Genomic DNA, 14,155 nt, shown 5'->3' with positions numbered 1-14,155 from the left:
TCCGCGGTATGTTGCATGGTGCACATACGTTCATTGCCGCACGTAGGCGGAGCCGGAGGTACGCCTTTGTCCATCCGTCTCCTAGATGTCATTCTAATCCCATAGTCCAGACGACACCCGGCTCGTGTGAGACGACCACGCAAGCCTGCTTGGCGTGGCGATATCCTCGATATTCGAAGAAGAGAGGCAAGGAGGCAGAGCGCCATGAGGCACATCAACGGTAGGGGTGCGCACGCGCCGTTGCGCAAGGGGCCGTCGAAGACGGTCACCGCCATCATCGTCGTATTGGTCGCATTGCTGGCGGCCGGACTCGTTGCGGGCGCGTGGGCCGTGACCTCCGGTCGTTTCGGCGCCGGCGTGCCGGCCGCCGGCCGCTCCGAGGCCTCCGTGAAGGCTCCGGTGGAGAAAACGGAAACCGTCCCCGAGCCGGTATCCGAACACCATGGCAATTCACCGGACTGCCCGGATACGGACTGCATCTCGATGCTCGTCAACGGCGACCTGCTGTTCCACGAGGGATTGTGGGAGCATTTCGCCGGCCCGAACACCGCCGCCACCGACGGCACCGCCTTCAACTTCGATCCGCTGTTCGCACCGATGAAGAAGTACATCCAGGCCTCCGACATCGCCGTCTGCGAGTTCGAGACGCCCATCGCCCCGCGCGGCGGCCCGTATTCGGCGTACCCGATCTTCAACATCCCGCCTGAAGTGGCGGACGCCGCCAAGAACGTCGGCTACAATGCGTGCACGCACGCCACGAACCATTCGTGGGACCAGGGGGCGGAGGGCATCGCCCGCCTTTGGGATACGCTCGAATCCGAGGGCATCGCCCAGACGGGCTCGTACAAGAGCGAGGCGGATTCCGTCAAGCCCCTCGTCATCGACTCGCCGACCGGCGGTGGCAAGCTGGGCCTCGTCACCGGCACCGTCTCGCTCAACGGCATGACCGCCGACCAGGACTGGCAGGTCGACCGTCTGCGCGAATCCGGCGACCCGAATCACGATTCCGACATCCAGCGTGCGGTCGACAAGGCGAACAAGGCGCGCGAGCAGGGCGCCGACGTGGTCGCCATCGCCATGCATTCGGTGCAGGAATACCTCGACTATGCCGATTCGTGGCAGGTCTCCGAAGCGCACGAGCTCGCCGACACGGGCGCGTTCGACGTGATCTACGGCGCCGGATGCCATTGCGCGCAGCCCATCGAGAACTACAACGGCACGTGGATCATCTACGGGCTTGGCAACGCGGTCACCGTCACCTCGTACATCCCCGGCAACGAGGTCAACAACCAGGGCGTGACCGCGCGCGTCCAGTTCGCCGGCAAGAAGGGCGTCGCGGGCTCGTGGCGCGTCAGCCGCATCGACTGGCTGCCCACTGCGAACATGCGTCAGGGGCAATACGTGTGGTGTCCGATATCCTCCGACCGCCCGGACGGCGTGTGCTGGAACGACGCCGAGGACGCCAAGCAACGTCAGCGCATCTCGGACGTCATCTACAAGATGGGCGCGGATCCGAATATCGTGCGCGAATGGAACATCACCGCCGAACAACAGGCGAAGCAGTGATGCCGCCGCACACGGCGACGCGCTAATGTAGGCTCCATGAGCATTCAGGACACGTCAGACGTCACGAACGAAACGGCACCGGAGCCTACTGCGGCCCCCGTGCCACAGGTCTTCGAGACCCAGCCGGAGCGCACGGACCTGCCGCTCGTCGTCATGCCCGCCGTGCTCGGTTCGATGATCCGTCCGCTGCGTGAACGGTTCGCGGGCCTGCATGACGTGGCGCGCGTGCGCATGTTCGAGGACTTCACCGAGGACGAGGACGTCATCGCGCGGCGCACGGCGGGCGCGGACGTCATGATCAACGGCGGCCCGCACATCTCCGACGCACTGCTGCGCCGCCTTGCCGGCAGCGTGCGCTGCATCGTGTTCTCCGGCACCGGCGTGGCCAGCTACATCAACCTTTCTCTCGCGCGCGAGCTCGGCGTGCGCGTCTGCAACGCCGTGCACTACGGCGACAACGCGGTGGCCGAACACACGTTCGCCCTGCTGTTCGAGCTCACGCGCCATGTCGGGGCGCTCGACGCGGACGTGAAGTCCGGGCGTTGGGCGAGCCCGTACGCGGACGGTCTGCAGCTCGCCGGCCGCCGTCTGGGCATCATCGGTCTCGGCGGCATCGGCGGTGCCGTCGCCCGCATCGCGCGCGCCCTCGATATGGACGTGTCCGCATGGTGGACCGGCCATACGCCGGTCGACCGGTTCACCCGCAACGGCGTCACTCCCGTCGACGACCTCGGCGAGCTCATCGCCTCCAGCGACGTCGTCAGCATCCACCTGCCGCTCATCGACGGCGTCACGCGCGGGATCATCACCGCGGAGCATCTCGCGCGTCTGCGCCCTGGCACCCTGTTCGTCAACACGGCGCGCGCCGAGGTCATCGAACCGGGTGCGCTCGCGGCCAGACTCGCGCAGGGCGACATTCCCGCCGCGCTCGACGTGTACGACAGCGAGCCGCTGCCGGACGACGATCCGATCCGTCGCGTGCCCGGCATCATCCTCACGCCGCACGTCGCGTGGCGCACGGACGGCGCGTTCGCCGATCTGACGCGTCAGATGGTGGACGCCACGCGCGCGTTCCTCACCGGCGGCGAGATGAACGTCGTCGTTTCCGAGCATGATGCCGCCGCACACGACGGTCGCGAGGCGTGATGCGCACGATTCTCGACACGACCCTGAACCCCGCCCACGACGCGTTCGTCGAGAAGAAGTCCGAGTTCATCGGCGACGCCGCGCACATCGACACGCTCGACGAGGCGCTCGCGTTCGTCGAGACGATTCGCGAGGCGCACCCGAAGTCGCGCCACGTCGCGTACGCGGCCGTCTGCGGCGGCGCCGACGGCCGCGTCGCCGAACGCATGAGCGACGACGGCGAACCTTCCGGCACCGCCGGCAAGCCGATTCTCGACGTGATTCGCGCGAACGATCTCACCGACTGCGTCATCGCCGTGACGCGGTATTTCGGCGGTATCCTGCTCGGTTCCGGTGGGCTCATCCGCGCGTATTCGACCGGTGCGTCGATTGCCGTGAAGGCGGCGCGGCAGGCGGCGATCGTGCCGTGCCGGCGTTATCTGGTCGTGTTGCAGTACCCGCAGCTGAAACGGTTCCAGCAGATCCTCGCCTCGCTCGACGGCGTGCAGTCCGATGAGACGTACGCGGCTGACGTGACGCTCGTCGCGTCGTTGCCGGACGAGCGGTCGGCTCGGTTCATGGAGCTCGTGCGCGAGACGTTCAACGCCACCGTCACGCCGGAGCCCATCGACGTGGTGAACCGTGCCGTCGAACAGTGACGGCGGGATGCCGGCCCCGGACGGCACGACGGCGGATGGGGTAGGCTGGAGCGCATGACCGACACCGATTTCGAGCCGTTGACCGTCATCTACGAGCATCTGCGCCATAGCGAGGATGCCGCGGAGCTGTCCGAATTCGCGCGTCGGGAGCTGCCCGACCGCGCCGACCAGGCGGCGTTCTCGCGAGCCACCGCACTGCTGGAGGCGGTGGGCGGCAATCCGAACACGCCCGTGGAGGACCGGGTCTTCCTCGCGCGGACCATGCCGTTCCCGAACGTGCTCGTCAAACTCGCCGCCGACCCCGAGCCGGAGGTGCGGCGCGCCGTCGCGGCCAACACGAGCGACAAGAACTGGCTTGTGGGCCGCCTGACCAAGGATCCCGTCCCCGAGGTGCGCGACGCCGCGCTGATGAACGGGAAGACCTCATGGAAGATGCGTCTCGAAGGCGCGCAGGATCCCGAGGTGGACGCGCGCACACTGGACTTTCTCGCATCGCTAGGCACCGAGCGCGAACCCGGTGCGCCGGCCGTGCTCTCCTCGATGGTGCGCCGCGCGGTGGCGCTCAACCCCAACGCCACGCCGGAGACCGTCGCGAAGCTCGCCGACGATCCGTCCGCGGAGGTGCGGCATGCGGCCGAGAAACGCCGCGCCGCGTCGACTGCATGACGGCCGCCGCGGATTTCGTTCCGGTTGCGCTGCGGTTGCGCCGTGGTGTATTCCCGATTGCGGTCACGGCGTTTCGCGCGCGAGTAGTGTACGACATTCCGCTGGCTGGGCGCATATGCCTGTGTTTTCTCCACACCGGCGTTACACTGGGAGCATGACTGAGAGAACGGAAAGTGATGAGCGGCTCGCCCGTCCGCTGATCCAGCTCGCCAAGTTGGTCGGCATCGGAACCAGTTATGTGGGGATGAGCAACGACTACCACGAGATCAAAGACGATGTCCTGGTGGATATCCTCGCCGCGCTGGGCGTGGACGCCTCCAACGACGATGCGATACGCAGCTCCATCAAGCACATTCGCGACCAGCGCCGTAGCCGTCTCGTGCCGCCGACCGTGCTGCACATCGCCGGTGAGGACACGCGCGTGCTGGTCAACGTCGGCGTGTTCGACCTGCCGCAGGCGACCATCACCCTGGAGGGTGGCGAGGACTACGGCAGGCAACTGCCCTACGGTCCCGGCGACGGTTCCAAGGCGTATGCGCTGAACGACCGGTTCATCACCACCGCCTCGATCACCATTCCGGCTGACCTGCCGATCGGCTACCACACGCTGCATGTCACCGTCGGCGACCGCACGCAGGACGCCACGCTCATCAGCGCCCCCGCCAAGGTGGAGCTGCTCGACGAGATGAAGAACGGGCACCTGTGGGGCTGGATGGCGCAGCTGTACTCCATCCGTTCCGCGGATTCGTGGGGCGTGGGCGACTTCCAGGACCTCGCCGACCTGCTCAAGGGCGCCAAGCGCCGCACGGGCAGCGACTTCATGCTCATCAATCCGGTGCACGCCGCGGAGCCGGTCTCCCCGTTGACGCCGTCGCCGTACCTGCCGATCTCCCGTGGTCTGGTCAACTTCACCTACATCCGCCCGGAGTCGATCGAGGAGTACGGTCTGCTCGGCGAGGAGAGCCTCGCCCAGGTGAAGCAGCTGCACGCCTCCGTGGAACCGCTCAACGGCGACGCGCAGGTCGTCGACCGCGACGCGATGTGGCGTGCGAAGATGCACGCGCTGTGGATCATCTTCAAGCTCGGGCGTTCCCCGGAGCGCCAGCAGGCGTTCGACGCGTTCTGCGCCGCCGCGGGCGACGACCTCGAAGGCTACGCCACCTGGTGCCTCTGCTACGACAAGTGGGGCGCGCCGTCTCGTGAACTGGACAACTGGGAGCAGAAGTTCACCAAGGAGTCCCCCGAGGTGCAGGGGCTCAAGCAGCAGTTCCCCGACACGCTCAACTTCTACCGCTGGCTCGAATGGATCGCCGTCGAACAGCTCGACCGTGCGCAGCGCGAGGCCCGCGACGCCGGCATGCGCATCGGCGTGATGGCCGATATGGCGGTGGGTGTGCACGCGCTCGGCTCCGAGGTGTGGTGGCACCCGGAGAACTTCGCGAAGGGCGCGACCGTGGGCGCCCCGCCGGACATGTTCAACCAGCAGGGCCAGGATTGGAGCCAGCCGCCGCTCAGCCCGATCGCCCTACAGAACACCGGGTACGCGCCGTACCGCAATCTGGTGCACAACATGTTCTCGCACGCCGGCGCGGTGCGCATCGACCATATCCTCGGACTGTTCCGCCTGTGGTGGGTTCCGGCCGGCCGCAAGCCGTTGGACGGCGCATACGTGCACTATGACTCCGAGATCATGCTCGGCATCCTCGCGCTCGAGGCCTCCCGCGCGGACGGCGTGGTTGTCGGCGAGGACCTCGGCGTAGTGCCGGCCTACGTGGCCGATTCGCTGTCGAAGCATGGTCTGCTCGGATGCGCGGTCGAATGGTTCGAGCAGCGTGACGGCAAGTTCCGCACGCCGGGCGAGTGGCGCCCGTACGCGCTCGCTTCGGTGAACACGCACGACCTGCCGCCGGCGGCGGGTTACCTCGAGCTGGAGCACGTCGAACTGCGCGAACGTCTCGGCCTGCTGACCGAGCCGAAGGAGAAGGTCGAGCGCCAGGCCATGGACGAGCAGAACGCCATGCTGGAGATGCTCGTCAGGGAGAACTACCTCGACGCCGATTTCGCCGACCATCGCGAAGCCCACGAGCAGGACATCATCGATGCCCAATACCGCGCGCTCAAGGGATCGCCGTGCAAGCTGCTCGCCGCCGCCATCACCGATGCGGTGGGGGAGAAGCGCGCGCAGAACCAGCCGGGCACCAACAACGAATACCCGAATTGGCGCATCCCGCTCGCCGACGGCAAGGGCGATGTCGTGCCGCTCGAAGGCCTGTTCGAACGCGAGTCCGTGCAGCGGCTCGCGGCGATCATGAACGGCTGACGCGGTCTCGACTCCGTGACGACGCTGTGACGACAAGGCTCCCGGAAGGGAGCCTTGTCTCGTATCGGGAGGGAGTTCGGCCGGACCGGTCGTCGGACCACGACACGCCGGTGCCAATGTCAAGCCCGGCGATATACTAGTGGATTGTTGTGTTTCCCTAAGGGGTCCTTCAAAGCGCTTTCCCACTCGCCATCGAGGACTTTCAGGGAGCCCACGGATAAAGAGGTCTGAAGCTTCTCGAATCGCGCGCTTCCTACACGCACGCCGAGCAGCCGAAGCCCGGAACACAATAGTGAAAAGGTAGATACAGTGAAGACTTTCACTCCGAAGCCAGCTGATCTGACTCATGACTGGTACATCGTCGACGCCACCGACGTGGTGCTTGGCCGTCTTGCCTCCCAGGTCGCAACCCTGCTGCGCGGCAAGAACAAGCCGACCTACGCGCCCCACGCCGATTCCGGCAATTTCGTCATCGTCATCAATGCCGACAAGATCGCGCTGACCGGCGACAAGCTGGGCAAGGAACTGTACGCGCACTCCGGCCGCCCCGGCGGTCTGCGTCGCGACACCTACGGACAGCTGCTCAAGAACAAGCCGGAGCGCATCATCACCTCCGCCGTGAAGGGCATGCTGCCGAAGAACCGTCTTGCCAAGGTGCAGCTCGGTCGTCTGCGCGTGTTCGCCGGCGCCGAGCACCCGCACGCCGGCCAGAACCCGCAGGTTTTCGAAATCCAGCAGGTTTCTCAGCAGGCTAAGTGAACCGAAGGGAGATAGAGAACATGGCTGAAAACACCAACACCTCCGCGGTTCAGGAAACCGAAGAGGAGCTCACCAGCTACACCACCGAGACCAACGCCGGTGCCGGCACCGGCACCTCCGCGATCGAGCCGGGCTACGGCACCGGTCGCCGCAAGGAGGCCGTCGCCCGTGTCCGCCTGATTCCGGGCTCCGGCAAGTGGACCATCAACGGCCGCACCCTGGAGGAGTACTTCCCCTCCAAGCTGCTGCAGCGTGAGGTCAACTCCCCGATCGTGCTGCTGAAGCTCGAAGGCAAGTTCGACATCGTCGTCCTCGTCGACGGCGGCGGCACCACCGGTCAGGCCGGCGCCATCCGCCTCGGCGTGGCCCGTGCGCTGAACGCCATCGACCGTGAGGCCAACCGCCCCGAGCTGAAGAAGGCCGGCTTCCTGACCCGCGACGCCCGCGTCGTGGAGCGCAAGAAGGCTGGTCTGCACAAGGCCCGTCGCGCCCCGCAGTTCTCCAAGCGTTGATTCGCCTGGGCGCTGCCCATATACGAAGAGACCCCGTCACCGGTTATCCGGTGGCGGGGTCTCCGCATTTGGATGTGGAGCCGTTTGGCCAGCCGCTCAGTCCAGCTGCTTCATCAGGGTGATGCTGAGCGCCGGGAAGGTCCAGACGTTCGTGTCGGGCACTGCGGATGCGGACTGTGCCTGCCGCATCGGAGCGGCGGTGGGCTGCGTCCCGGCGGCGGTGGGCGCCGTGGCGGCCGCTGCGTGCTGCGGCACCCGCGATGCGGCGGGGTTCGCCGGCTCCGCCATGCCGCGCGTATGCCGCGCGTTCGCCTTTCGTGCGGTCTCGGCGGCCTCCGCCTCGGCCACCGCGATCGCCTGCATGTCGGCGTCGAACGCGTCGGTGAGCTGCTGTGATGTCTTGCCGTCCACGACGTGCTGCATGCGTTCGACCAGATCATGGATCTCGCTGGTGCGCGGCACGCTGTGCGTCCACTTGGTCGGCTGGCCGTCGAGTTGGATGTCCTCCACCGTCAATCCATGCCCCGGCATGTGACCGGTGCTTTCGGCGGAGCACCAGGCGGGCGTCCAGGTGCTTTCCGAGGGCAGTCGGAACGACTTGTCCTCCGGAACGCCGTTGATCACGATGAGGATGTCCGTCTCGTTCGCTCCGAGCAGCTGCATGGCGAAGCTGCGCTGGCCGAGATCGAACCAGTCCCGCTCCATCGGCGTGGTGCCGTTCGGCAGGAACCATTGGATGCGGCTCGACGGTTTGAGCAGTCCCAACTGCGTCAGCCTCGTGAAGAATCCCTCCTGATGGTACAGGTCGAGGGACTTGCGCAATGCGACCAGTTTCGACACGGTCTCCAGACGGTGCATGTGCCAGCTTTTGTTCGGCTGGTACAGCCAATCCCATTTGAGATAGCTGATGGGCCCGTCCTGACAGTAGGCGTTGTTGTTGCCGTCCTGCGAATTGCCGAATTCGTCGCCGGCGAGCATCATCGGCGTGCCCAGGCTCAGCAGCAGTGTGCCGAGCATGTTCATCGCCGCGCGTTCTCGCCGGGCCACGATCGTCACGTCGTCCGTCTCGCCTTCCGTGCCGAAGTTCGCGGAATGGTTCACGTTCGAGCCGTCGTTGTTGTTCTCGCCGTTCGCCTCGTTGTGCTTGTTCGAGTAGCGGGTGAGGTCGGTGAGCGTGAAGCCGTCGTGACAGGTGACGAAGTTGATGGACGATGCCGCGCCTCGGCCCGGATCGGTGGCGAACAGGTCGGCGGAGCCGCACAGGCGCGTCGCCATCTCCTGCATGCCGATGCGGCCCACACGCCCGCCGCTCTCCACGTCGGTGAGCCAGAACTGGCGTGACGTGTCGCGGAAACGGTCGTTCCATTCGGCGAACGGCACGGAGAACTGCCCGGTGCGCCAGCCGAGGTTGCCGAGATCCCACGGTTCCATGATGAGTTTGAGGTTGCCGAGCAGCAGGTCGGCGCGCAGTGCGTACAGGAACGGGTGGTGGTGCGTGAACTCGCCGTTGAGTCGTGCGAGCGAGACGCCGAGGTCGAAACGGAATCCGTCGATGCCGATGCGTTTCGCCCAGTAGCGCAGCGAGTCGATGGCGAAGGTTACGACGTGCGTGTTCGTGAAGTCGAACGTGTTGCCGCAGCCGGTCGTGTCCTCCAGACGTCCGATGTTGTTCTTCTGGCGACGGTAGGTGGGGATCTCGTCGAGTCCGCGCCAGCAGACAGTGGGACCTTCCACGCCGCCTTCGCAGGAGTGGTTGTAGACCACGTCCATGATCACTTCGAATCCGGCCTCGTGCAGTGCGCGCACCATGTCGATGACCTCTTTGCGCACCGCCTCGGCGCCGGCCTGCTGGGCGGCCTTCGTCGCGTAGCTCGGCTCCGGGGCGAAGTATCCGAGCGTGTTGTACCCCCAGTAGTTCGGCCGGTCGCGTTCCTGCAGGAAGACCTCCGGCTGTTTCGCCTGGATGGGCAGCAGTTCGATGGAGGTCACGCCGAGACCCTGCAGGTAGGCGAGCGTGGTCGGGTGGGCGAGACCGGCGTAGGTGCCGCGCAGCTCCTCGGGCAGCCACGGCGCCTGCGCGGTGAAGCCCTTGACGTGCAGCTCGTAGATGACGGTCTTGCTCCATGGGATGTGCGGGTGGTCGGGGTCGTCGTCGTGCTTGGTCTTGTCGCGGTCGTCGATGGCGACGGACAACGGCATGTGACCGAGTGAGTCGACGGTGCTCATGTTGCCGAACGCCGAGCCGGTGACGCGGTTGTCCTTGACTTCGCATTCGTAGGAGAACGCGGCGGGGGAGAGCTCCATCTTGCCGTCGATGCCTTTGGCGTACGGGTCGAGCAGCAGCTTGTACGGGTTGAAGCGGATGCCGCGGCGTGGATCCCACGCGCCGTCCGCGCGGAAGCCGTAGCGCATGCCGCTCCACGCCTTCGGGATGTGTACGTACCACAGACCGTAGTTCGGCCCTTCCATGCGGAACAGGGTCTCGCGCACGTACAGGTCCTCGATGATGCGCATGCAGACCGGGAACTCCCGGATCTGGTCGACGAACGGCACGTTCGGCACGTCGAACAGGCGGATGGCGTCCTGATAGAACGCGGTCGGATCGTCGAGTGATTCGACGACGCTCAACCAGACCTGATCGGCGGTCTCGGAACGGACGACGACATCGGCGCCGCCGTCCTCGGTGAAGTAGAAGCCCGGGCGGGTGGCGTAACGATGCAACGATGGATTTCTCATACACCCATTGTAGACGTGTCCAGTTACCATCACCGTTCACCGCTGTACCATGAGGCCGTCTTGTCCTATTCACGTCTGTGAGCTGGATTGCAAGAAAGTATCAATTGTTGCCGATTGTCACGGAAAAAGACCGTGATTATCCGTTGAAAAATATAACTAACGCTCCAAAGACGAGCGGAAGTTGACAGTGATGTTGTATATGTTCTTGTATGTAAGGAGAACGCATGGCACAGGGGCTTATGCGAAAGCTGTTGCCGGGATTCCTGGCGATAGCGGTATTCATGACAGGTGATGGTTTCGAATTGACGTTCCTGTCGAAATATGTGGTGGATCAGGGGTTCTCATCGGCGCAGGCGTCATTGATGTTCACTCTGTACGGTCTGGTGGCTGCGCTTGCCGGCTGGTCGTCCGGTGTGATGGCCGAGTTGTTCGGAGCCAAGCGCATCATGATTGTCGGCGCCGGATCCTGGATCCTGCTGCATCTGGTGTTCATCGGCGTGGCCCTCCCGAGCCACATCTATCCGCTGATGCTGGTCACGTACATGCTGCGTGGCATGGGGTATCCGCTGTTCATCTACTCGTATGTGGTGCTGTTGGCGCAGACCGTCGATCCGGGCAAACTCGCGTCCGCCATGGGATGGTTCTGGACTGCCTATTCGTTCGGCATCGGTGTATTCGGCGCCTACCTGCCCGCGTTCATCACACCGGTGATCGGTGAGTACTACTCGCTGTGGCTGTCCTTGCCGTTCGCCATCGTCGGTATGCTGGTCTGCGTCATGTTCGTGCCGACGACCACCAATGTCGAACTGGCGACGATGAGCACGACCGATAAGCTGCGTGAGCTCTCCCGCGGCGTGACCATCCTCAAGGACAATCGCCAGATCGCCTTCGCCGCCGTGCTGCGTGTCATCTGCAACCTGACCCTGTACGGATTCCCGGTCATCATGCCTCTCTATCTCTCCACCCACACCAATGGTGGTGGCGCATGGTTCAGGGTCACCGAATGGTCGACGATCTGGGGACTGCTCTTCGTGGTCACCGTATTCGGCAACGTGTTCTGGGGGCGTATGGGGGACCGTTTCGGATGGATGCGGCAGATGCGTTGGTGGGGATGCTGGCTCTCCGCAATCGGCACCCTCGCCATGTACTACGTTCCACAGTTCCTTGGTCGCAATCTGCCGGCGATGTACGTATGCGCGATCGTGCTTGGCCTGGGCATCTCGGCGTTCGTCCCCATGGGCGCGGTGTTCCCCGCACTGGAACCCGACCACAAGGGTGCTGCCGTTTCCGCCCACAATCTTGCGTCGGGTCTGACGACCTTCTGCGGCCCGTTCATCGCCACGCTGCTGCTGGAAACTGTGGGATTCGCCGGAGTGTGCTGGGCGTATGCGATCTGCTATATCGGAGGATCCGTTATTTCGGTGTGGATTCGCCCCCGGCAGCCCGGATTCGATGAACGAGGACGTCGCATTGTGGCCAAGGAACCCGTGGCCGACATCGATTCGTTGCCCATGATCGCGGTTCCGCAGGCCGTTTGACCTCGCGGATATGCGTGAAGGCCAATCCGACGAGCCGATACTCAATGAAGCCAACAACCAGCAAACCAACAACACAAGGAGAAACATCATGAAGGCAGTGGTTCTGGAGAAGAAGGGCGTAATCAACGTTCGCGAGGTTCCGGATGTGCAGGCGCCGGGGCCCGGTGAGTTGCGCATCGCACCGCATACCGTGGGCGTGTGTGGATCCGATTTGCACTACTACACGCATGGACGAGTCGGCAAATACGTGGTCGAGAAGCCGATGATCCTCGGGCATGAGGCCGCGGGCACCGTGTTGGAGGTAGGTCCCGGCGTCACCGGATTCAAGCCTGGCGATCGTGTCGCTCTCGAGCCGGGCATCCCGGATATGACCTCGCGTGCAAGCCGTCTGGGCATGTACAACGTCGATCCGGCCGTCCGTTTCTTCGCCACTCCGCCGATCGACGGCTGCCTGTGCGAGGAGGTCATCCACCCCGCCGCCTTTACCTATCATCTGCCCGATACCATGAGCTACGGCGAAGGCGCCCTGCTCGAGCCGACAGCCGTAGGCATGTGGGCCGCCACCAAGGCCCGTATCAAGCCTGGTGATGTGTGCGTGGTCACCGGTTCCGGCACCGTCGGTATGCTGACCGCGTCCGCGGCGCTCGCCGGTGGCGCGTCCAAGGTGCTCGTCTCTGATGTCTCCGCCGTCAAACTCGGCATCATCGGACAGATTCCTGGCATCATCCCCGTCGATCTGACCAAGGAGGATCTGGTCGAACGGGTCCGTGAGGAGACGGCCGGATGGGGTGCCGACGTGGCGTTTGAATGCTCCGGCGCACCGAAGGCGTATGAGACCTTCTGGAAGCTCATTGCTCCCGGTGGCTGTGCCGTCCTGGTGGGCATCCCGGTCAACCCGGTGCCCATCGATATCACCGAGCTGCAGGCGACCGAGGTGCGTATCGAGAACGTCTTCCGCTATGCGAACGTGTATCAGAAGGCCATCGATCTGGTCGCCAGCGGCAGGCTGAACCTCAAGCCCTTTATCACCGACACGTTCGCGATGGACGATGCCAAGGCGGCCTTCGACCGCATGGATGAAGGGCGTCCGGGAGACATCAAGCTGCAGATCACGGTTGATCATCGTTGATGCGCCGAATGCCGTCCTTTGGGGCGCCGTCTCTTTGACGGCGGGTGAAACGGAGTTCGAGCGTCCATTCGGTTGACGGTGATCGCCAAAAGATTTCAGTTGGTGTTCTCCGTAGCCGGTCAGCGTTCGAGCCCCGTTTCGTCCTATGCGGGGCGTACGCCGACAATGTATAGGTTGTGGGTCGGCGGAGTGAGGAGGTTGGCTGTGGCTGGGAAAGGATTCGTCCCGTCGGGTACAGGTGCGGGTACAGGTTCGGGTTCCTTGGAGGTCATTCTTCCCGATGCCGGTGCGGCGATTCGATGGGCGTGCCATGGCTATCCGAATTCATTGGCGAAATGGCATTACCATCCCCAATTCGAGATTCACCTGATTCGTGAGGGGACTGGTCAACTGATGGCCGGTGACGGGTTGCTGCCGTTCGAGCCGGGGCATGTGGCGTTGATAGGCTCCAATCTGCCGCATAATTGGCTTTCTGATCTCATGCCGGGGGAGCGGCTGGTGAACCGTGATGTGTTATGCCATGTCAGACCACAGGCCATCCGCATGTTGTCGTCGGCGTTCCCTGAAACCTCCGGTTTCGAGCAGGTGCTGCGGCGGGCGTCACATGCGCTGGTCCTTTCCGGGGAATCGGCCCGTGACGTCGCTGATGTGCTGGTGGGGATGGGCGACCATTCGCCATCCCGGCGTGTGGCCGACTTGATTGCCATGTTTTCGGTTTTTGAACAGGCTCCTGCGGATGAGAGCCGAACCGTGGTCACTCCGGAATACAACCCGGCGGTGGCGGTGGGCGCCGAAAGCGGTGTCAACGCCGCGATCGCTTATATTTCAACGCATCTGGACGATGTGAGTCTGGAGGGGGCCGCCGATGCTGCGTCGATGAGCGTGTCCACGTTCTCCCGTTTCTTCAAACGTGTGGCGGGTGTCGGGTTCGCCGACTTCGTACGACGTCTTCGGGTCGGCCGCGCCTGTCGTCTGCTGATTTGCACGGACATGCCGATCTCCCGTATTCAGCGGATCAGCGGTTATGACAACGCGTCCAATTTCAACCGTCGTTTCCGCGATGAAACTGGCATGACCCCTTCTGCGTATCGGAAGGCGCATGCAACGCGGTGATGGATTGCTCATGCGGCCGCTGTTGGTGTGGC

At 64.3% G+C, this 14,155-nt stretch carries 11 protein-coding genes; 10 read left to right on the top strand and 1 reads right to left on the bottom strand.

Going from position 1 to position 14,155, the window contains the following annotated elements; all coding sequences use genetic code 11:
* Positions 1–204: 204 nt before the first annotated feature.
* The 7 genes from BFAL_RS07365 (at position 205) to rpsI (ending at position 7,607) form a co-directional block, all read left to right on the top strand.
* Positions 205–1,566 (top strand): CapA family protein, encoded by a 1,362-nt coding sequence (locus tag BFAL_RS07365; RefSeq protein WP_055427765.1) that lies wholly within the window; start codon positions 205–207, stop codon positions 1,564–1,566.
* 99 nt (positions 1,567–1,665) lie between these two features.
* Positions 1,666–2,712: an NAD(P)-dependent oxidoreductase gene (locus BFAL_RS07360; protein ID WP_055427764.1), complete on the top strand. Its 1,047-nt coding sequence runs from the start codon at positions 1,666–1,668 to the stop codon at positions 2,710–2,712.
* The gene (locus BFAL_RS07355; protein ID WP_055427763.1) at positions 2,712–3,350 is read left to right on the top strand and encodes an IMPACT family protein; all 639 of its coding nucleotides are present in this window, start codon (positions 2,712–2,714) and stop codon (positions 3,348–3,350) included. The genes BFAL_RS07360 and BFAL_RS07355 overlap by 1 nt, the downstream gene beginning before the upstream one ends.
* Before the next feature lie 54 nt (positions 3,351–3,404).
* Positions 3,405–4,016: an AbrB family transcriptional regulator gene (locus tag BFAL_RS07350; RefSeq protein WP_152973586.1), complete on the top strand. Its 612-nt coding sequence runs from the start codon at positions 3,405–3,407 to the stop codon at positions 4,014–4,016.
* A 154-nt stretch (positions 4,017–4,170) separates the two neighbouring features.
* Positions 4,171–6,336: a 4-alpha-glucanotransferase gene (gene malQ, locus BFAL_RS07345; protein ID WP_055427761.1), complete on the top strand. Its 2,166-nt coding sequence runs from the start codon at positions 4,171–4,173 to the stop codon at positions 6,334–6,336.
* A gap of 309 nt (positions 6,337–6,645) precedes the next feature.
* Complete coding sequence (gene rplM, locus BFAL_RS07340) at positions 6,646–7,095, top strand: 50S ribosomal protein L13 (RefSeq protein WP_055427760.1); 450 nt, start codon at positions 6,646–6,648, stop codon at positions 7,093–7,095.
* Between the two features lie 20 nt (positions 7,096–7,115).
* Positions 7,116–7,607: a 30S ribosomal protein S9 gene (rpsI, locus tag BFAL_RS07335; RefSeq protein WP_055427759.1), complete on the top strand. Its 492-nt coding sequence runs from the start codon at positions 7,116–7,118 to the stop codon at positions 7,605–7,607.
* 96 nt (positions 7,608–7,703) lie between these two features.
* On the opposite strand, the gene glgX is transcribed toward rpsI, so the two are convergent.
* On the bottom strand, positions 7,704–10,343 hold the full coding sequence (glgX, locus tag BFAL_RS07330) for a glycogen debranching protein GlgX (protein ID WP_055427758.1): 2,640 nt from the start codon (positions 10,341–10,343) through the stop codon (positions 7,704–7,706).
* A 224-nt stretch (positions 10,344–10,567) separates the two neighbouring features.
* Between glgX and BFAL_RS07325 the strand changes: the two genes are divergently transcribed.
* The 3 genes from BFAL_RS07325 to BFAL_RS07315 all read left to right on the top strand — a co-directional run bounded on the left by BFAL_RS07325 (position 10,568) and on the right by BFAL_RS07315 (position 14,123).
* Positions 10,568–11,881, top strand: a complete 1,314-nt coding sequence (locus BFAL_RS07325; RefSeq protein WP_055427757.1) for an MFS transporter — start codon at positions 10,568–10,570, stop codon at positions 11,879–11,881.
* An 88-nt stretch (positions 11,882–11,969) separates the two neighbouring features.
* Positions 11,970–13,010 carry an NAD(P)-dependent alcohol dehydrogenase gene (locus tag BFAL_RS07320; protein ID WP_055427756.1) on the top strand — a complete coding sequence of 347 codons (1,041 nt, stop codon included), beginning with the start codon at positions 11,970–11,972 and terminating at the stop codon, positions 13,008–13,010.
* A gap of 204 nt (positions 13,011–13,214) precedes the next feature.
* Positions 13,215–14,123, top strand: a complete 909-nt coding sequence (locus BFAL_RS07315) for a helix-turn-helix domain-containing protein (RefSeq protein ID WP_236691706.1) — start codon at positions 13,215–13,217, stop codon at positions 14,121–14,123.
* Positions 14,124–14,155 lie beyond the last annotated feature (32 nt).

The organism is Bifidobacterium aesculapii (assembly GCF_001417815.1).
Lineage (GTDB): Bacteria > Actinomycetota > Actinomycetes > Actinomycetales > Bifidobacteriaceae > Bifidobacterium > Bifidobacterium aesculapii.
The sequence above is the reverse complement of the archived record's forward strand: the minus strand, read 5'-3'. Positions and strand labels throughout refer to the sequence as shown.